Consider the following 18,675-nt stretch of genomic DNA (forward strand, 5'->3'; position numbering starts at 1 on the left):
CTCCACGGCGAGCTCGACATGCGCACCCCCGCCGAGGTCGAGCAGGCGTACTACGCTGACCTCGAATCAGCCCAGCCGGCCCCTGCCGGACAAAGCTCCCAATAGGAACGAAAGCCAGGCCGATTCACCTGGGGTTGGAGTCAGCCGCTACCGCGTACTTCGATCGAGCGCTCAAGCTGGGCGCGCACCCTCTCGGGTATTGGGAGATTCGTCGTCTCTGGCTCCAGCAGGGGCCAGATGATCCGAGTCTTGTCCCCGCAGATATCCATCACCCTCTCGTCCAGGCACGCAATCTGGAACTCTCCGGTGACCTCGATAGAGCAGCGGCAGCAATTCGTTACTGGAACCCGTCGACCGCCGTCGAATCGGTCACTCGCGGAGTGCTCCTGGCAAGGATTGCTCTGCATGCGAACGAGTTCGACCGCGCAATTGACCTTGCCCTGCCGCTCGCAAGAGAGCAGGGGTCTCCAGCGGGCGCTCTGATCGCTGCACGCGCCCTCATCGCTCGCGACACCACCAGCGACGGTTCACCGGTTCACTCGGCAGATCTTTCTGACGCCCTGGAGCTCTTGTTGGAGACGCGAGATGCGCAGCGCGTTTGGGGCTACGACACAAGCGCGGTGGTGGTGCTTGCAGTGACCGCTGCGCGACTGCTGAATGACCCCACGCGCGCTATGGCGCTAGCGACTCCACCCCCCGACGGTGAGGCAACTGAGATTGAAGCTGCCGCCCCGTCGGTTCGCGCAATCTACGCGCTCATGAGTGCAGAGAACGGAGTCCTGGAACCCGCGCGACTGCTTCTCGAACAAGAGGGCATCGCGCCTTCCCTCGTCCTGCAGTTGAAGGGTGCCGTCGCAGCGGCAGACGGCGACTCAGAGGCTGCCATCCACTATCTCAGTGAGGCACTCGAGCTTGTTGAGGAGTGGGACCAGAAGGGGCAATTGGCCGTCAAGTTGGCGACGATGGGCTACCTACATCCGTTCGTGGGTGATCAACTTCAAGTCGGCAACGAAGAGTTCGCGGCAGAACTGAAACTGATTGCCGAGGCGTTCGGCGACGCCCCTGGTGCGCTGCAGCGACTGCGAGCCGCCGCCCACTCCTCGGCGAGGCTCAGCATGATCTTGAGTCAGCTCTATGAGGCCCGTGGGGATACAGCAAATCAACTCCGCGCCCTCACCGCGGCGGCCGAGCGACTGAACGACGCAAACCTCTGGCTCGTTGCAGCCGGCATAGCTCGCCGCACCGGTTCAGATGCTGATGCGGTTGACTATGCCGAGCACGCACGAAGCAGCGCACCACAGGCCTGGGGTGCACACGAACAAGCACTCATGATCCTCATCGAGTCCTACGCAGCGCTCCGCGAGTGGGATGAGGCCACGACGCACGCGGCACTCCTCGTCAAGGCGAGGCCCGAGGATGAGACAGCGATCTGGACTCTTATCACTTGCCAGTATCACGCCGGGGAGCTGGCCGCGGCCCTGGGGACGTGGATTACCGTCGCCCGAAAGCAGCGTCCCCATCGTCGGGAGCACGTAACGGTCTGGCTTGGGCTCTGCCAGGAATTCGGGGAGGCAATCGCGTCCGCCGAGGACTTCGTTGCTGTAGCTGCGCAATTCCCAGACGACGAAGAGATCCGGCGCTTCATCGTCGGGCTCGTTCTGTTGCCGGCGGCCGACGGCGGAGGATCCCAGGATGCCGATGGCCTAGCCGGTGGTGAGCGGTCTGAGCTCGACGCCACCGGTGTACTCAATCAAGACAATCCTGGTCGCGCCGATGGCGGTAAGGCAGACCCAGATGACCCGCGCGCCACGCTGATACGCGACTACTTTCGCGACTTTCCCGACGGGCAAATTCGACAGTTCACAGTTGATCTCGAAGAGGACGCAGTCGGTCTACTCGATCAGATTGCCGCTCACGTAGGCGAGCGGCCGGACACCTCGGAGTTCGATGGGCAAATCTTCTCGGGCGCATTCCCACTTGGCGTAATCTCACTCACGCACGGAGCGACGTACAGCGAGGCGGTTGTCTCCCATGCGTCTGGAGTGCGATTTGCCCGCGGTGACGCCGAGAACGACCGCGCGTCCGCACTGGAGTCGCTCGACGGGCGACCCGTCCTCGACACCACGGCGGCTTTCGCGCTCAGCGCCCTCCCGAGCCCTTCGCGCACACTCTTGATGGCGCCCTTCGCACGATTGACGGTCGCGGCGGAGCAGTTCCGAGACGCCGTCCAAGGACTGCAAGCGGTGAATCGCTTCGGCCACGCTGGTCCGAACATCGGTCAATGGAAGGGCCCCGTTGCACTACGGGGTCACTCGGCACCGGCAAATGGCAACCGCTCCGATCGCGCAAGAATCGCGGCGCTCGTAGGATTTATGCGACCGCTACCTCGCGCCTCGCGCGTGGCCGGATTTCCGGCGCAAGACGCAGAGGACCGATTCGAAGACGCTGCGTGGTTCGCAGCTGTGGCGGTCGCAGCTGATGAAGCGCCGCTCTGGTCGGATGATCGAGCGCTAAATCTCATCGCGGCACACTTCGGCGTCGTCACGTTCACGACACTGGGTCTCGTGGATGCGCTCGAGAGCGAGTCGAGGATTAGCACGTCCGATGCACGTGACATCCGGGCGCTACTGGTCGCAGAACGATACGTCGGGATCCCCTTTGAGCCGGACCTCTACCAGTTGGCCCTCGACTCGCACCCTGCCGCAAGTGTTGACCTCGCCTCGGTCATCGAGTGTCTCGATGGCGTCTCTGCCGATAACGTCATCCGCTGGATGCTGACTCAGGCCCCATCGCTCCTCGGAGACGGCCATCTTCTCGAGCTGTGGATGTCAGCATGTGTTCGATACCTCGTTCGTGTCTCTCCAGATGAAGTGTCGACGACGGCGAATCTGCGGTTGCTTTCTTCGCGGATCGCGCGCTCGATTTGGGTCGTGCCGTCCTCCTTCGGGTTCATCGATCGAGGTTTCATGGATGGTCTTGATGGGGCGGTCCTAGACCCGCTGGCAGATGGAATCGATCGAGCGTTCCAACTCCTGGCGACGAGGGACCGCGGAATGGCCACGCGTTGGCTGTTCGACTTGCTCGCTGGTGTAGATCCCCTCCGACGACCTGTCTACTTGGGCATACTGCTTCGGCCCTGAGCTTTAATCCCGTTCCTCGCAGGCTACGTTTCATGACGATTGGCTTGCGGTGTCTGCGGTGCGCGGAAACCGGTCGCCATTCGCGCGGAAGAAGCTGACTGATGCGCAAGGAAGTCGACGTGCCGAGCGGTGCGCGTTTGACCCGTCCGCTTCGATTCCCGACGACGGGACCCTGAACGCACACACGCGCTCATCGTTGAGTTCACCTGGGCGGCTGGCACCCACTGAACCAGCGCAAATGGGAAGTGCTCGCAAACCACGCTCGGGACGCTGCTATCTCGGCGTGGAACCGCAACGCGACTCAACTACCCGAAATGTCCATATGGACATCGCGTGGACATTTCACCCGCGAAATGGACAATTTCAAAAAAAACCTACAGCAAGCGCCGTCCGCTACACCGGCGCCATGTCGGTGAAGCGGGAAAAGTGACCCTGGAAGGCGATCTCGATCGTCGCGGTCGGGCCGTTACGGTGCTTCGCGACGATGAGGTCGGCCTCGCCGGGGCGGGTGTCCTTGTCGTACACCGAATCGCGGTGCAGCAGCATGACCATGTCGGCGTCCTGCTCGATCGAGCCGGACTCGCGCAGGTCGCTGACCTGCGGGCGCTTGTCGGTGCGCTGCTCCGAACCACGGTTCAGCTGCGACAGCGCGATCACGGGCACCTGCAGCTCCTTGGCGAGCAGCTTGAGCGCACGCGAGAACTCGCTGACCTCCTGCTGGCGCGACTCGACCTTCTTGCCGCTGGTCATCAGCTGCAGGTAGTCGATGATCACCATGCGCAGGCCGACGCGCTGCTTGAGGCGACGGCACTTGGCGCGGATCTCGACCAGCGTCATGTTGGGGCTGTCGTCGATGTAGAGCGGCGCGTCGTTGATGCGGCCGCGGGTGGCGGCGATGGTGGTCCAGTCACGGGAATCCAAGGTGCCCTTGCGCATGTTCTGCAGCGGCACGGCCCCCTCGGCGCTCATGAGACGCATGGCGATCTCGCTGCGCCCCATTTCGAGCGAGAAGAAGATCGTGGGCATGTTGTGCTTGATCGCCGCGGAGCGGGCGAAGTCGAGCGCGAGCGTGGACTTTCCCATGGCGGGACGGGCGGCGACGACGATCATCTGGCCACCGTGCAGACCGTTGGTGAGCTCGTCGAGCTGCGCGAACCCCGTGGGGATGCCGGTCATCGACCCGTCGCGACCTCGCGCGGCCTCGATCTCATCGATGGCCGAGGTGACGGCCGTCTCGAGAGGCACGTAGTCCTCGGCGGCTTCGGCACCGGTGACCGCGTAGATCTCGGCCTGCGCGTTGTTGACCAGCTCGACGGCCTCGCCCTGGCCGGAGTAGCCCATCTGCACGATGCGGGTGCCGGCTTCGACGAGTCGGCGCAGCAGCGCCCGCTCGGAGACGATCGAGGCGTAGTAGCCGGCGTTGGCGGCCGTCGGCACGATCGAGGTCAGAGAGTGCAGGTAGTCGGCACCGCCGGCGCGCTGGAGCTCGCCGGTCTTGATCAGCTCGTCGGTGACCGCCACGACATCGGTGGGCTCACCGTGGGAATACAGGCTGAGGATCGCCTCGAAGATGAGCTCGTGCTTGGGCACGTAGAAGTCGGCGCCGCGGAGGGTCTCGATGACGTCGGCGACGGCATCCTTCGACAGCAGCATGCCCCCCAGCGCGCTCTGCTCCGCGAGGATGTCGTGCGGCGGGGTGCGCTCGTTGTCACGGCGGCCGCCGAGCCGTTCGTCGGAGATGTCAGCGATCGACACGCGTGCGTACCTCCGTCGATTCGGGTCTGTCGGGGTGGGACGATCTCACGCTAGACACGGCCACCGACACCTGCAACCAAGCCTGTGGATAACTCTGTGGAGAGTCTGCGCGAAACGCCGCCCACCCTGTGCACAATCCCTGTGGAAAACGCCCGGGATCCGCAAAAAGCACAGATGCGTTTTCCGGGACGACCAGGGAATAATTCCTCCACAGCCTGTGGATGGGATTGTGGTTGAAGTGGATGTTGAAGGTTGGGGACGGAGCCGTACGTTATGCACAGTTCGGAGGATCCCGCCACCCGGTGAAACGACGGATGCCGCGGACCTGAGGTCCACGGCATCCGTGTCGTTCACACGCCCCAGGGGGCGCTTCACCGCCCTTACTTGGCGGCGACCACCTGCAGGGTGATCACGGCGGTGAGGTCGTCACGCAGGCGGATCGTCGCCTCGTGCTCGCCCACAGCCTTGATCGGCGAGGTGATGTGGATCTTGCGCTTGTCCAGGTCGCCCAGACCGGCGGCCTTGACCGCGTCCGCGACGTCACCGGTCTTGACCGAACCGAAGAGGCGACCCTCGTTGCCGGCCTTGACGGCCAGACGAACCTTGGTCGACTCGAGCGAGTTCTTCAGGGCCACGGCCTCTTCGTGGTCGTGGATCGCGCGCGACTCGCGGGCGGCGCGGATGGACGCCACCTGCTTCTCGCCACCGCGGGTCCACGCCACTGCGAAGCCCTGGGGGATGAGGTAGTTGCGGGCGAACCCGTTCTTGACCTCGATCACGTCGCCGGCGCTTCCGAGCCCGGCGACCTCATTCGTGAGAATCAGCTTTGCCATGTCGGGACCCCTTAACGGCCAGCGCCGGCGTAAGGCAGGAGCGCCATTTCACGGGCGTTCTTGATCGCCTTGGCGATCAGACGCTGCTCCTGCACCGAGACACCGGTGATACGGCGGGCGCGGATCTTCCCACGCTCCGAGATGAACTTGCGAAGAGTGGCGACGTCCTTGTAATCAATGACGCCGACACGGATCGCCTTCGCGGGAGCAGCGTTCTTCGCGCCCTTCCGCGGCTTGCGGCGGTCGCCGCTCGACTTTCCAGCCATGGTTTTTCCTTAGAGAGAGTTGGTTGATCCGAGAGATCAGAACGGAGTGTCGTCGCCGTAAGCGCCGGGGGCGCTCCAGGCGTCGGGGCTCGCCGAACCCGGCGTGGCCCACGGCTCGTCGGCGACCTGGGGGCGGGACTGCTGCCCGCCACCGCCGCCGCCGGCGTTTCCGCCACCACCGCTGCTGCTGGTGCGCGTCACCTGAGCGGTGGCGTATCGCAGCGAGGGACCGATCTCGTCGACCTCGAGTTCGATGGAGACCCGGTTCTGGCCCTCACGGTCCTGGTAGGACCGCTGCTTGAGCCGGCCGGTCGCGATGACCCGCATGCCCTTGGTGAGGGAACCGGCCACGTGCTCGGCGAAATCCCGCCAGACACTCGCGCGGAGGAACAGCGCTTCGCCGTCCTTCCACTCGTTGGCCTGACGGTCGAAGGTGCGCGGCGTCGACGCGATCGTGAAGTTCGCGACGGGCAGCCCGCTCTGCGTGTAACGCAGCTCGGGGTCTGCCGTGAGGTTTCCCACAACGGTGATGATCGTCTCGCCGGCCATCGTCGTTACGCCTTCGCAGCCTTCGCGGGCGCGGCAGCCTTGCGGGCGGCCTTCGCGTCGGAACGCTCCTTCTCGGCGGCGACCATGGCCATGGCCTCTTCAGCGCGGAGGATCTTGGTGCGCATGATCTGCTCGTTCAGCTTCAGCTGACGGTCGAGCTCCTGCGCGGACTCGCTGGTCGCGGTGAAGTTGACGACGGCGTAGACGCCCTCGGTCTTCTTCTGGATCTCGTATGCGAGACGGCGGCGACCCCAGATGTCGACGTTGTCGACAGTGCCACCACCGTTGGTGATGACCTTGAGGAACTTCTCAAGGTTCGTGGCGACAAGGCGCTCGTCGATCTCGGGGTTGAGGATCACCATCAGTTCGTACTGGTGGATGTGCGTCACTGACCCACCTCCTTCGGACTAGAACGGCTCCCGGGCATTTCCCGGAAGCAGGAGGGTGTGTGCACGTGCCCGTTCTCACACGCACAGGGGCGCGACAGACGGGCAACCACGACAGTCTAGCGGACGGGGGCGCGTCCTCGACAATCCGCGGTTCCCGGTAGCGTGACGGCATGCAGCGCACCGCCGACGACGCGAACCGGAGAATCCCGCGATGAGCGCGCGATTCGATCCCCGCCCCCTCACGGATCCGGCTGACCGTGGGGCGATCGCGGCGCACAGGCGGCACCTCTCGGCGACCGGTCGGATATCGGGGAGCCCGAACGTCCAGACGATCGCCGCCCTCGTCGTCGTGGGTGTGTTCGGGTTCAGCATCGTCGGCTCGATGGGCAGCATGTTCGTCGGCTTCGCCTCTGTCGGGGGCGGAGTGTTCGGGCTCCTCGCCTTCGTGCCGGTGCTGTTCATCGTGGTCGTCGCCGCCGTGGTCGCCGTGGTGGTGGTGCGCTCCCTGCGCGGGCAGGGAGAGCGCGCCTACCGCCTCGACCGCTTCGCCGCCGCCAACGGCATGACCTGGCATCCGGAGCTCAAGACCCCGCCCCTGCCCGGGATGATCTTCCACCAGGGACGCAGCCGGGTGGCGTCCGACCTGGTGCGGGGGGAGCACCCGCGCTTCGTGGAGTTCGCGAACTACCGGTACACGACCGGGTCGGGCAAGAACAGCACCACCCACCGCTGGGGCTACATCGCCATCAAGCTGTCGACCCCGCTGCCGCACATCGTGCTGGATGCCGTCGGCAACAACGGCCTGTTCGGCTCGAACCTGCCCGCCAGCTTCGACAAGGATCAGCTGCTCAGCCTGGAGGGCGACTTCGACCGCTACTTCCGGCTCTACTGCCCGCAGGGCTACGAGCGGGACGCGCTCTACCTGTTCACGCCCGACATCATGGCGCGGCTCATCGACAGCGCCGCGGAGCTCGACGTCGAGATCGTCGACGACTGGCTCTTCCTCTACGCCCGGCGTGACTTCTGCACGCTCGACCCCCGCATGTGGGCGTGGCTGTTCTCTGTCGTGGGCGCGATGCTCGACAAGCTGGCCCAGTGGGAGCGCTGGCGCGACGACCGGCTGGCGACCGCGGCGTCGCTGCCGGCCGCTGCGGCACCCACCCCGGCGGGGGCGGCGCCCGCGGCCCAGGCCGCCGTCGGCGGGGCCGAGACCCTGCCGTTCACTCCGCCGACCGAGTCCCTGCGCCCGCCGGCCGGGGTCGCGCAGCAGGGACGGCGCCTGCAACAGCGCGTGCCGTGGGGCGCCATCATCGTGGCCGGGGTGTTCCTGGTGCTGTGGCTGGGTATGCAGACCGGCATGTTCGGCCTGTTCGGCCTGCTGAGTCGCTGACCCGGTGCCCGGCCGCATGAGCGACCCGACGGCATCCACGCCCTTCGACCCGGGAGCCTTGACCGAGCGCGTGAAACGCGCTGACGTGCGTGCGTTCGCGAGAGAGCTGCGCGCGTCGGGCCGCGCCGAGAACGCGGTGGTGTCGAGCATCGTCGCCGTCGTGCTGGTCGTGGTGTTCTCCGCGGGCATGATGGTGATCGGGACGCTGTCCGATGCGCGATCGCTCGCCTCGGGCCTCTCTGCCCTGTCCGAACTCGGCCCCTTCGTCATGGTGCTCCTGGCCGGAGGCCTGGCCTACCTGGTCTCGGTGCTCATCTCGCAGTCGCGTGCGGCCACGCGTCGGTACCGGCTCGACCGCTTCGCCCGTGCGAACGGGATGCGCTACCTGCCGCAGGTGCGCAGCACGGCGCTGCCGGGGATGATCTTCGGGGTCGGCTCCTACCGCGAGAGCTTCGACGTGGTGCGCGCCGAGAGGCCGCGCCGTGTCGAGTTCGCGAACTACGTCTACACGACCGGCTCCGGCAAGCATCGCCGGACCCACCGCTGGGGGTACGTCGCGGTGAAGATCGACAACCGGCTCCCCCACATCGTGCTGGATGCGACCGGCAACAACAGCCTGTTCGGCTCCAACCTGCCCACGTTGTACAAGAAGGAGCAGCGGCTCAGCCTCGAGGGCGACTTCGACCGCTACTTCGCGCTCTACTGCCCCGAGGGGTACGAGCGGGACGCCCTGTACCTGTTCACCCCCGACGTCATGGCGAGGTTCATCGACAACGCGGCAGAACTCGACGTCGAGATCGTGGATGACTGGCTGCTCATGTACACCAAGCGCAAGGTGAGCACGACCGACCCGGCCACCTGGGAGTGGCTCTTCGGGGCGGTCGACGCCGTGCTCGACAAGCTCGGGCAGTGGGAGCGTTGGCGTGATGAGCGGCTGGTCGTCGGCGGCGGCGGCGGGCGCAGCGGCGGCGGGCGCGCGGCATACGCCGGCGCGCGCGGCGACAGGACCGCGGCATCCCGGCCCGTGACCTCACCCCCGGGGCTGCGGCGCCCCCCTCGCGGGGTGGCCCCGGAGGGCCGCCGCCTCGCGACGCGCTTCCCGTGGCTGATCTCCGGGCTGGTCCTCGCGGCGCTGGCGCTCACGTGGCTGCTGGACCTCCCGTAGCCGTTCGCGCTCCGCGCCCGCTGCCCGATCGCTGAGACTGCATCCGGCGGGTGAGACCGTGGGTGACAACCGCTGTCTCAGTCGCCAGATGCAGTCTCACGGCGTCGGCACCGGCGTCGGCACCGGCTGACGGACTACGCCGGGGCGAGGCCGAAGTGGGCGAGCTCGGGGCCGGTGAGCATGCGGGAGCGCACGATGAACCGCATCCCTGTCGGGGATTCGACCGAGAACCCCGCGCCCCGACCCGGCACCACGTCGATGGTCAGGTGGGTGTACTTCCAGTACTCGAACTGCGCCTCGGAGATGAACACCTCGATCGGGTCGTCCCGTCCGACCTCGAGCGAGGCGAGGTGCACATCGCTCGGCCCGGTGAGGAACATCCCGACCGGAAAGCACATCGGCGCGCTGCCGTCGCAGCATCCGCCCGACTGATGGAACATCAGCGGCCCGTGCTGCGCCGTCAGGTCGCGCAGCAGGGCGGCCGCGGCATCCGTCACGGCCACCCTGCTGAACGTGGTCTCCATCTCAGAAGAAGCCCATCGGGCCTTCGGCGTAGGACACCAGCAGGTTCTTGGTCTGCTGGTAGTGGTCCAGCATCTTCAGGTGGTTCTCCCGCCCGATGCCCGACTGCTTGTACCCGCCGAATGCGGCGTGCGCCGGGTACTGGTGGTAGGTGTTGGTCCACACCCGGCCGGCCTCGATGGCCCGCCCCGCCCGGTAGGCGATGTCGCCCGTGCGGCTCCACACCCCGGCCCCCAGACCGTAGAGGGAGTCGTTGGCGATCGAGATGCCGTCGTCGAAGTCGTCGAAGCTCGTCACCGAGAGCACCGGCCCGAAGATCTCCTCCTGGAAGATGCGCATGTCGTTGCTGCCCTCGAACACGGTCGGCGCGACGTAGTAGCCGCCCGTGAGGTCGCCGCCGAGGTCGACGCGCTCCCCGCCGGTGAGCAGCTTCGCTCCGCCCTGCGTGCCGATGTCGATGTACGACAGGATCTTCTCGAGCTGGTCGTTCGAGGCCTGCGCGCCGATCATCGTCTCGGGGTCGAGGGGGTTCCCCTGCCGCACCTTCGCGACGCGCTCGAGGCCGTCAGCGAGGAACGAGTCGTAGATCGACCGCTGGATGAGCGCGCGTGACGGGCAGGTGCAGACCTCGCCCTGGTTGAGCGCGAACATCGTGAAACCCTCGAGTGCCTTGTCGTAGTACGGGTCGTCGGTCACGCGCGCGACATCCTCGAAGAAGATGTTCGGGCTCTTGCCACCGAGCTCGAGCGTCACGGGGATGAGGTTCTGCGACGCGTACTGCATGATGAGCCGGCCGGTCGTGGTCTCGCCGGTGAACGCGATCTTGCGAATGCGCTTGTGCGACGCCAGCGGCGCACCGGCCTCGATGCCGAACCCGTTGACGATGTTCACGACGCCCGCCGGCAGCAGGTCGCCGATGATCTCGAAGAGGAACAGGATGGATGCCGGCGTCTGCTCGGCCGGCTTCAGCACCACGCAATTGCCCGCGGCCAGGGCGGGGGCAAGCTTCCACGTGGCCATGAGGATGGGGAAGTTCCACGGGATGATCTGCCCGACCACGCCCAGGGGCTCCTGGAAGTGGTACGCCACGGTGTTCTCGTCGAGCTGGCTGAGCGAGCCCTCCTGCGCGCGCAGCACCCCGGCGAAGTAGCGGAAGTGATCCACGGCGAGCGGGATGTCGGCGGCGAGCGTCTCGCGGATCGGCTTGCCGTTCTCCCACGTCTCGGCGACCGCGATCCTCTCGAGGTTCTCCTCGATGCGGTCGGCGATCTTGTTGAGGATGATCGCCCGCTCGGCGGGGCTGGTGCGACGCCAGTCGGCGAACGCCTTCCAGGCGACGTCGACGGCACGGTCGATGTCCTCGACGGTGCCGCGGGCGACCTCGGTGAAGGGCTTCCCCGTCACCGGGGTGATGTCCTCGAAGTACTCCCCCTTGATCGGGTCGACCCACTCGCCCCCGATGTAGTGCCCGTAGCGGGAGCGGTACTCGGCCAGCGAGCCGTGCTCACCGGGTGCGGCGTAGACGCTCGAGACGCCCTCTTCGACGATCGTCATGTCTGTCTCCTTCGACTGTCCATGGGTGGTGTGCTGCGCGGGCGCGACGACCCTGCTGCTGCCGGGCACGCTACGCCCGACGACGTTGCATCGGGTTGCGCGCGCTCACGCCTCGAGAACGGCGAGGCGGGCGACGACAGCCGAGCGGCGCGGCGAGCGCGGCGGCAGCATCGCGAGGCACAGCCGCAGCAGCTCGACGTCGTGCTCCCCCTCGGCCGTGTCGGCGAAGGCCAGCAGCACATCCACGCTCGCCTCGCCCACCAGCGACTCGCGCAGCGTGGCACGCAGCGAGTCACGGAGCGCCTCGACGCCCGGGGCGACCGAGTCGGGCAGGACGGGACCCGGATACGCCGACAGCGCGACGCGGTGCGCTCCGCGGTCGAGCAGCGACACCACGTGCTGCACGTCCGTCTCCAGCGGCGCGGGCAGACGATAGGGGCGGGATGCCGGGACGAGGTGCGGCGCGATGCGCTCGAGCACCCGGCGCAGGCGCACCATCTCGGGTCGCAGCGTCTCCGTCGACGGCATTCCGTAGACGAGCTCGCTGAGGGCCTCCGCCGTGAGCCCTTCGCGATGGCTGGCGAGCATGAGCAGGATCTCGGCGTGGCGGGCGCTCAGCTCGACGACGGTCTGGGTGCCGTCGGCGCCCGCTTCCAGCAGCGCACGGTCTCGACCGAGCACCCGCAGGGTGGCGCGGGTCGTCGCACGCGGTCGTGGAGGGCGCCGCCGGGGAGCCTCGGCGCGGGCCCGCAGGCGGGCGACCATCAGCTCCCCCTCGATCGCGCGAGCCGTCGCATCGACCAGCAGCTGTGCCTGGGGCGTCGCGGCCTCGGCGCGGCCGGTCACGTCGATCACGCCCAGCAGACGGCGCGTCTCGGGGTCGTGCACGGGCGCGGCAGTGCACGACCAGGGCTGCACGAACCGGTTGAAGTGCTCCGCCTCGCGGATCTGCACGTGCGCGTCGAGGGCCAGGGCGGTGCCCGGCGCCGAGGTGCCGACGGCATCCTCCGACCAGTTGGCGCCGGCGATGAAGCCCATGTCGCCGGTGAGCGTGCGCACGCCGCGGTCGCCTTCGACCCAGAGCAGGCGGCCGGCCGCGTCGCCGACGGCGACGACGACGCCCGCCTCGTCGGGCGAGCCGGGGAGCAGGAGCGAGCGCACCATCTGCATCACGCCGGCGAGAGGATGCCCACGACGGTATACGTCCAGTTCGGCGTCGGAGAGATCGAGGCGGGGCAGCTGCTCGGCTCCCACCGCGGATGCCAGCGAGCGACGCCAGGACTCTCGCACGAGAGGGCGCACATCGGCGAGACGCGGGTCGGAGAGGTTCCCGGCGAGCAGCTCCTCGTGCGCGCGTTCGACGATGAGGCGGGAGGTCGCGGGTGAGACCTCGCGGCGCGTAGACCACGACGACATGCGCGCTCCGATCATCGGTGAGGGAGCTGGTGCCGATCAGTGTAGGTGCGCCGTGACGGCCGGTCGAGGGCTGTGTCGTGCGCCCCGCGTGAGCCGCCGCCGGCGGCCCGCCCGTTCGCTGAGACCGCATCTGCCGACTGAGACTGTGGGTGACGACCGCGGTCTCACCCGCCAGGTGCAGTCTCACGGTTCTGGGCCGGCGGCGGACCGGCGCGCGGGCCGGCGGCGGGCCGCCGGGCGGGCGCCGGGAGCGCGGGTCAGCCGCGGGCGGCCCACCAGGCGCGCAGGCGCTGCTCGGCCTCGGCCTCGTCGACGACGCCCTCGTCGAGGCGCACGTCCAGCAGGAACCGGTACGCCTCGCCGACGACGGGCCCGGGCGGGATGCCGAGGATCTCCTGGATCCGGTTGCCGTCGAGCGCCGGGCGCATCGACTGCAGCTGCTCCTGCTCGGCGAGCTCGGCGATGCGACGCTCGATGTCGTCGTACGCCGAGCGCAGCCGCGCGGCCTTGCGCTTGTTGCGGGTGGTGACGTCGGCGCGGGTGAGGATGTGCAGCCGGTCGAGCTCGTCGCCGGCATCCCGCACGTACCGCCGCACCGCGGAGTCGGTCCACGCGCCCTCGGAGTAGCCGAAGAACCGCAGGTGCAGCTCGATCAGCCGCGTCACGGCGCCGATGGTGTCGGAGTCGAAGCGCAGCGCCTGCAGCCGCTTGCGGGCCAGACGCGCGCCCTTGATGTCGTGGTGGTGGAAGGTCACCCCGCCGCCGGGTTCGAGGCGCCGCGTGGCGGGCTTGCCGATGTCGTGCAGCAAGGCGGCCACGCGCAGCGGCACGTCGGGTGCGGCATCCGGCGTGCGCTCGCCCTCGAGCTCGATGGCCTGGCGCAGCACGGTGAGTGAGTGCTCGTAGACGTCCTTGTGGTGATGGTGCTCGTCCACCTCGAGCCGCAGCGCGGGCACCTCGGGGAGGAACTTCTCCATCAGCCCGGTCTCGACGAGCAGGCGGATGCCGCGCACCGGGTCGTCGGCCTGCAGGAGCTTCACGAACTCGCCCTGGATGCGCTCGGGGCTCACGATCGACAGCGTGTCGGCGCGCTCGGTCATCGCCGCCACGGTCGCCGGCTCGACGTCGAACCCGAGCTGGGCGCTGAAGCGCGCGGCGCGCAGCATGCGCAGCGGGTCGTCGCCGAAGCTCACCGCGGGGTCGATGGGGGTGCGCAGGATGCCGGTGACGAGATCTTCCACGCCCCCCGACGGGTCGACGAGGGTCGGCCCGGGAAGGCGCAGCGCCATCGCGTTGACGGTGAAGTCGCGCCGCGACAGGTCGCCTTCGAGGTCGTCCCCGAACGCGACGACGGGCTTGCGCGTGGTGCCGTCGTACTCGTCGGCACGGTACGTGGTGATCTCCACCTGCTCACCGCGCACGCGCGCGCCGATGGTGCCGAACTCCCGGCCGATGTCCCACTGCGCCGTCGAGACGGGCGTGACGATGCGCAGGATGTCGTCGGGGCGGGCGTTCGTGGTGAAGTCGAGGTCGTTGGTCGACCGTCCCAGCAGCGCGTCGCGCACCGGCCCGCCCACCAGCGCCAGCTCGAAACCGGCAGCGGCGAAGGCCCGCGCGAGGGTGTCGACGACCGGCGACGCGGCGAGCGCGCCGATGCGGGCGAGGCCCTCGGCCATGTTGAGCATGGGTTCGAGCCTACCGAGCGGTCCTGCGCGCACGTCTCGACAACCGCTCAGGCGAACTGCAGGAACTGTGTGAACAGCAACTCACGCACGCGAGGGAGAAGGTCGGCGCGCAATTCGGCGGCATCCACCTCGAGCAGCTGCGCGATCGCGTCGACGAGCACTCCGACCGGCAGGTCGCCGTCGCAGGCGCCCACGAGACCGGCCAGCGCCGGGTCGACCTCGAGCACGCGCGCGAAGGCGCCACCCTGGCGCAGCTCGATGACGCTGGGGTCCTCCGCACCGGGCAGGTGGTGCCGTGCCTCCGTGACGTCGGGGGCGACCTGCAGCACACACGCCGCCAGCGCGGCGTCGTCCAGCCCGGCCAGGCGGTCGTGGACGGCCAGCGCCGCCGTGAGGTGCGGGCCCAGCGCCCCGCCGACCGGCTGCGTCACGCGCTCATAGCGCGCGAGCGTGGGTGCCGAGCCCCCCGCCCGCCGCAGCAGGACGTACCCGAAGCCCACCGCCGTGACGCCCCGCTCGGCGAAGTCGTCGAGCCACGCCCCCAGCAGGCGCTGCGCGTCGGGCGAGCCGGGAGGCGTGCCGCCGTCGCGGGTCCACAGCTCCGCGTAGGCGAGCGGGTCGAGCACCTCGCGCTCGAGAACCCAGGCATCCAGCGGCACGGCGGATGCCGCGACCCACTGCCGCACCCGGTCCAGCCCGTCTTCTCCGTCGCGGTACTCCCAGTTGCCCAGCAGCTGGGCGACCCCACCGGGCGCGAGGTGCGCACCCACGCCACTGACGACCTCGGCCACGAGGGCGTCGCCGACGAGCCCGCCGTCGCGGTACTCGTATGCGGGCACCCCCTCGCTGCGCGGCGTGATGACGAACGGCGGATTGGACACGACCCGGTCGAACTGCTCGCCCGCAACCGGCTCGAACAGGCTCCCCCGCCGCTCCTCGATGCCGTCGAACCCGTTCACCAGGGAGTTCAGGCGGGTGAAGTGCAGCGCCCGTTGCGACACATCCGTCGCCACGACGAGGTCGGCGTCGCGTCGCGCGCGCAGCGCCTGGATGCCGCAGCCGGTGCCGATGTCGAGCACGCGGCCGACGTGGCCGGGCAGCTGCAGGCCAGCGAGCGTCAGCGACGCCCCGCCCACTCCCAGCACGTGGTCCTCAGGGAGCGGTCCGCCCAGTGCCGCCTCGTCGAGATCGCTCGCGATCCACCAGTGGGCATCGCCGGCGTCGTCGCCGAACTCCTGCGGCCTGATCACCGCGCGGGGCACGACGTCACCGGCATCCGTCATCGCCAGTCCGAGAGCGACCAGGCCGGCTGCGCCCGTCTGCGGCAGCGCCGCGTCGACGACCGCCACCGGCTGACGCAGCCCGAGGACGAGCAGCCGGGCCAGCACCGCGAGCGCGTCGGACCGGCCCGCGAGCGCCCGTTCGGCCGGCAGCCGCAACCCACGGGCGATGGCCCCGTCGGCGGCCTCGCCCCAGGCGTCGCGCAGTGCGTCGGCGGTGAACCCCGCGGTGGCGAGGTCGGTGCCGAGAGCGCGGCAGAGGGCGGGATCCGGAGTGCAGGGCATCCCTTCATTCAACCCTGCTTCGGGCGGATCGCCCCGCCGTTCGGGAAGCTCGGAGGGCTCCCGGCCTAGAATCGGCTGATCGTGCGGTCATGAATCGCACCCGAACCGAAACCCGCCATGACCGACATCTCCGCATCGCGCCGCCCGTGGCATGCCGCACTGCTGACCGCGCTGCTGGTCGTGCTGACGCTGGCGCCCGGGCTCACCGCCGGCGCGACGACGGAGGATTCGGATGAGACGCGCGGCACCGCTGCGCTGCACCTGACCCTGTCACCGGTGGGCAACGGGGTCGTGCGGCCCGGTGACGCGCTCTCGGTGTCGGTGACCATCTCGAACGAGAGCCCCCTCGACACCCCGCCCGCCGACATCGGCCTGGAGCTCGGCGCGACGCCGCTGGCGGACCGTGCGGCGCTGGCGTCGTGGCTGGGCGGCGACGGCAGCGGCTACGACCTGACCGCCGTCGGCTCGGCCGTCTCCGATCCGGTGGATGCCGGCGGCCGCGGCACCACCGGCATCCTCGTCGCCGCCGACGATCCGCAACTGGCCGGCCGGGCCCCCGGCGTGTACCCGCTGCGGGCCACCGCGACGAACGCGACGGGAACCCTGGTGTCCACGAGCGTCATGGTCGTGCCCGACGACGCCGCCGGCGGCGCCGGTGTGGGCGTGGTGGTGCCCATCACCGCGCCGGCGACCGAAAGCGGGCTGCTCACGGCCGATGACCTGCTCGCCCTCACCGCACCCGACGGCGAACTGACCGCTCAGCTCGAGGCGGTCGCCGGCAGCAGCGCCATCCTCGCGATCGACCCCGCCGTGCCCGCCGCGGTGCGTGCCCTCGGTTCCAGCGCTCCCCCCGCGGTGACGCGGTGGCTGCAGCGGCTCGAGGAGCTGCCCAACGACCGGTTCGCCCTGCAGTTCGGCGACGCGGACATCGCCGCCCAACTCGACGCCGGCCTGCCCGCGCCCCTGCAGCCCACCACACTGCAGCCCTACCTGGCCGCGGCGGACTTCGTGCCGGCTGCCACTCCTGGCCAGACGCCGACACCGACTCCCACGCCCACCCCCACCGAGGCGGTGGTCCCCGCGCCCGCGCGCGTCTCCCCCGGAGCGACGACGCCGGGAGCGGCCGCTTCCCCCGAGGAGACGGCCACCCCCACGCCCACCCCCACTCCGACGCCCGAGCCCACACCGACCCCCGAACCCGAGCCCGGACAGCCGGTGTATCCGACGCTCGAGGAACTGCTGTCGGTCGACGCGACGCGCGACAACGTGTTCTGGCCCTTCGGCGGCACCGCCGGGGCGGGCGTCGTCGACGCGCTGGGAGCCCTCCGCGGCGACGCCGACGACACCGCGAGCCTCACGCTCGTCCCGTCGGCCACGACCGCGCAGGGGGCGCGCACCGCCACGGTGCCGGCCCGCGGCAGCGCCGGAGCGGCATCCGTGCTCGTCTACGACTCGGCGATCTCCGCCGCCCTGCGCGCCGCCTCGCTCCGCGACGAGACCACCCTGCGCGGTGCCGCGTTGGCCGAGGCCACGGCGCACCTGTCGTTCGCACTGCGTGAGACGGGCGGAAAGCCTCTGCTCGTCACCCTCGACCGCGCCGACGGTCGCTCCCGCGTGGGGCTGTCCACGGCACTGGCCACGGTGGGTGCGGCCCCGGGGGCGACCCCTGTCCGCCTCGACGCGCTCGTCGCCGCCGAACCGACGGCCGTGAGCATCGCAGAGGCGACGGCCGACGAGGCTCGCGTGGCAGCGGTGACCGAGCTGCAGGCCGAAGAGGCGTCGCTCGTCGCGTTCTCCACCGTGCTGACCGATGCCACGGTGCTCACGGCTCCGGAGCGGGCCGAAGTGCTGCAGCTGCTCGGCGGTGGCTGGCTGTCCGACGCGGAAGCGTGGCGGCAGGCCCTCGTCGCGCACCGCGAGGCGACCGCCGCCACCCTGGGCGCCGTCAGCATCCCGCAGCTGACCGACATCAACCTCGTGGGCAAGAACGTGCCGCTGCGCATCTGGGTGCGCAACAGCCTGCCGTGGCCGGTGGATGTGATGCTCATCGCGCAGCCGGGAGACGCCAGAATCCTCGTGCAGCGAGGAACCCCCGTGCAGGCGGAGCCCAACAGCAACACCCGCGTGGAGATCCCGGTGGAGGCACACGTCGGAAACGGCGAGGTCGACATCCGGTTCGAGCTGCTCTCCCCCACCGGCGTCCCCATCGGCCAGCCGCAGAACGCCACCGTGATGGTGCGAGCGGACTGGGAGATCATCGGCATCGGCGCCCTCGTCACCGTCGTGGGCGGGCTGCTCACGATCGGCCTCATCCGCACCGTGCGACGGCGGCGTGCGGGGGCGGCGGAGGACGACGTCGAGAAGGATGCCACGGCAGACATGGATGCCGCCGACGTATCGAAGACGGCGGGCGACGACCCGCAGAGCGGAGCCTCATGAGCATCGG

14 protein-coding genes are annotated in these 18,675 nt (G+C 69.2%); 4 read left to right on the top strand and 10 right to left on the bottom strand.

All coding sequences use genetic code 11. From position 1 onward, the window contains the following. The first annotated feature begins 134 nt into the window (after positions 1 to 134). Positions 135 to 3,140, top strand: coding sequence for a hypothetical protein (locus tag NQ165_RS08140; RefSeq protein ID WP_257532418.1), 3,006 nt, complete (start codon positions 135 to 137; stop codon positions 3,138 to 3,140). Between the two features lie 393 nt (positions 3,141 to 3,533). Here NQ165_RS08140 and dnaB read toward each other — a convergent pair whose 3' ends face one another. From dnaB to rpsF, 5 genes are all read right to left on the bottom strand, one after another. After that, a complete protein-coding gene (dnaB, locus tag NQ165_RS08145) occupies positions 3,534 to 4,895 on the bottom strand; it encodes a replicative DNA helicase (protein ID WP_257532420.1) in 1,362 nt (453 codons plus the stop codon). 380 nt (positions 4,896 to 5,275) lie between these two features. Then, positions 5,276 to 5,728: a 50S ribosomal protein L9 gene (rplI, locus tag NQ165_RS08150; protein ID WP_257532422.1), complete on the bottom strand. Its 453-nt coding sequence runs from the start codon at positions 5,726 to 5,728 to the stop codon at positions 5,276 to 5,278. A gap of 11 nt (positions 5,729 to 5,739) precedes the next feature. Then, positions 5,740 to 5,994, bottom strand: coding sequence for a 30S ribosomal protein S18 (gene rpsR / locus NQ165_RS08155; protein ID WP_133541417.1), 255 nt, complete (start codon positions 5,992 to 5,994; stop codon positions 5,740 to 5,742). Positions 5,995 to 6,030: 36 nt separating this feature from the next. Next, positions 6,031 to 6,543 carry a single-stranded DNA-binding protein gene (locus NQ165_RS08160; protein ID WP_257532423.1) on the bottom strand — a complete coding sequence of 171 codons (513 nt, stop codon included), beginning with the start codon at positions 6,541 to 6,543 and terminating at the stop codon, positions 6,031 to 6,033. 5 nt (positions 6,544 to 6,548) lie between these two features. Continuing rightward, a complete protein-coding gene (gene rpsF, locus NQ165_RS08165; protein WP_257532426.1) occupies positions 6,549 to 6,932 on the bottom strand; it encodes a 30S ribosomal protein S6 in 384 nt (127 codons plus the stop codon). Between the two features lie 211 nt (positions 6,933 to 7,143). Between rpsF and NQ165_RS08170 the strand changes: the two genes are divergently transcribed. Together NQ165_RS08170 and NQ165_RS08175 are read left to right on the top strand one after the other, a co-directional pair. Next, positions 7,144 to 8,322: a hypothetical protein gene (locus NQ165_RS08170; RefSeq protein WP_257532428.1), complete on the top strand. Its 1,179-nt coding sequence runs from the start codon at positions 7,144 to 7,146 to the stop codon at positions 8,320 to 8,322. A 16-nt stretch (positions 8,323 to 8,338) separates the two neighbouring features. After that, on the top strand, positions 8,339 to 9,487 hold the full coding sequence (locus NQ165_RS08175) for a hypothetical protein (RefSeq protein ID WP_257532430.1): 1,149 nt from the start codon (positions 8,339 to 8,341) through the stop codon (positions 9,485 to 9,487). Positions 9,488 to 9,621: 134 nt separating this feature from the next. Here the strand turns inward: NQ165_RS08175 and NQ165_RS08180 are convergent, their stop codons facing one another. The 5 genes from NQ165_RS08180 to NQ165_RS08200 form a co-directional block, all read right to left on the bottom strand. Next, entirely contained in the window at positions 9,622 to 10,011 is a 390-nt protein-coding gene (locus NQ165_RS08180; RefSeq protein ID WP_257532432.1) for a DUF779 domain-containing protein, read from the bottom strand. Position 10,012: 1 nt separating this feature from the next. After that, positions 10,013 to 11,563 (bottom strand): aldehyde dehydrogenase family protein, encoded by a 1,551-nt coding sequence (locus tag NQ165_RS08185; RefSeq protein WP_257532434.1) that lies wholly within the window; start codon positions 11,561 to 11,563, stop codon positions 10,013 to 10,015. A 105-nt stretch (positions 11,564 to 11,668) separates the two neighbouring features. Further along, entirely contained in the window at positions 11,669 to 12,979 is a 1,311-nt protein-coding gene (locus NQ165_RS08190; protein ID WP_257532436.1) for a helix-turn-helix domain-containing protein, read from the bottom strand. A gap of 257 nt (positions 12,980 to 13,236) precedes the next feature. After that, the gene (locus NQ165_RS08195; RefSeq protein ID WP_257532438.1) at positions 13,237 to 14,664 is read right to left on the bottom strand and encodes a CCA tRNA nucleotidyltransferase; all 1,428 of its coding nucleotides are present in this window, start codon (positions 14,662 to 14,664) and stop codon (positions 13,237 to 13,239) included. A 47-nt stretch (positions 14,665 to 14,711) separates the two neighbouring features. Beyond that, positions 14,712 to 16,229: a methyltransferase gene (locus tag NQ165_RS08200; protein ID WP_257532440.1), complete on the bottom strand. Its 1,518-nt coding sequence runs from the start codon at positions 16,227 to 16,229 to the stop codon at positions 14,712 to 14,714. 117 nt (positions 16,230 to 16,346) lie between these two features. Here NQ165_RS08200 and NQ165_RS08205 point away from each other — a divergent pair, with 117 nt between their 5' ends. Next, positions 16,347 to 18,668: a DUF6049 family protein gene (locus NQ165_RS08205; protein ID WP_257532442.1), complete on the top strand. Its 2,322-nt coding sequence runs from the start codon at positions 16,347 to 16,349 to the stop codon at positions 18,666 to 18,668. Positions 18,669 to 18,675 lie beyond the last annotated feature (7 nt).

This window comes from Microbacterium sp. zg.Y1084 (assembly GCF_024623595.1).
In the GTDB taxonomy this organism is placed as follows: Bacteria; Actinomycetota; Actinomycetes; order Actinomycetales; family Microbacteriaceae; genus Microbacterium; species Microbacterium wangruii.

Bases quoted from the DNA above. Each gene is read 5' to 3' on its own strand.
- rplI (WP_257532422.1), bottom strand. From the start codon at position 5,728: ATGGCAAAGCTGATTCTCACGAATGAGGTCGCCGGGCTCGGAAGCGCC.
- rpsR (WP_133541417.1), bottom strand. From the start codon at position 5,994: ATGGCTGGAAAGTCGAGCGGCGACCGCCGCAAGCCGCGGAAGGGCGCG.
- NQ165_RS08160 (WP_257532423.1), bottom strand. From the start codon at position 6,543: ATGGCCGGCGAGACGATCATCACCGTTGTGGGAAACCTCACGGCAGAC.
- NQ165_RS08170 (WP_257532428.1), top strand. From the start codon at position 7,144: ATGAGCGCGCGATTCGATCCCCGCCCCCTCACGGATCCGGCTGACCGT.
- NQ165_RS08175 (WP_257532430.1), top strand. From the start codon at position 8,339: ATGAGCGACCCGACGGCATCCACGCCCTTCGACCCGGGAGCCTTGACC.
- NQ165_RS08180 (WP_257532432.1), bottom strand. From the start codon at position 10,011: ATGGAGACCACGTTCAGCAGGGTGGCCGTGACGGATGCCGCGGCCGCC.
- NQ165_RS08185 (WP_257532434.1), bottom strand. From the start codon at position 11,563: ATGACGATCGTCGAAGAGGGCGTCTCGAGCGTCTACGCCGCACCCGGT.
- NQ165_RS08190 (WP_257532436.1), bottom strand. From the start codon at position 12,979: ATGTCGTCGTGGTCTACGCGCCGCGAGGTCTCACCCGCGACCTCCCGC.
- NQ165_RS08195 (WP_257532438.1), bottom strand. From the start codon at position 14,664: ATGCTCAACATGGCCGAGGGCCTCGCCCGCATCGGCGCGCTCGCCGCG.
- NQ165_RS08200 (WP_257532440.1), bottom strand. From the start codon at position 16,229: ATGCCCTGCACTCCGGATCCCGCCCTCTGCCGCGCTCTCGGCACCGAC.
- NQ165_RS08205 (WP_257532442.1), top strand. From the start codon at position 16,347: ATGACCGACATCTCCGCATCGCGCCGCCCGTGGCATGCCGCACTGCTG.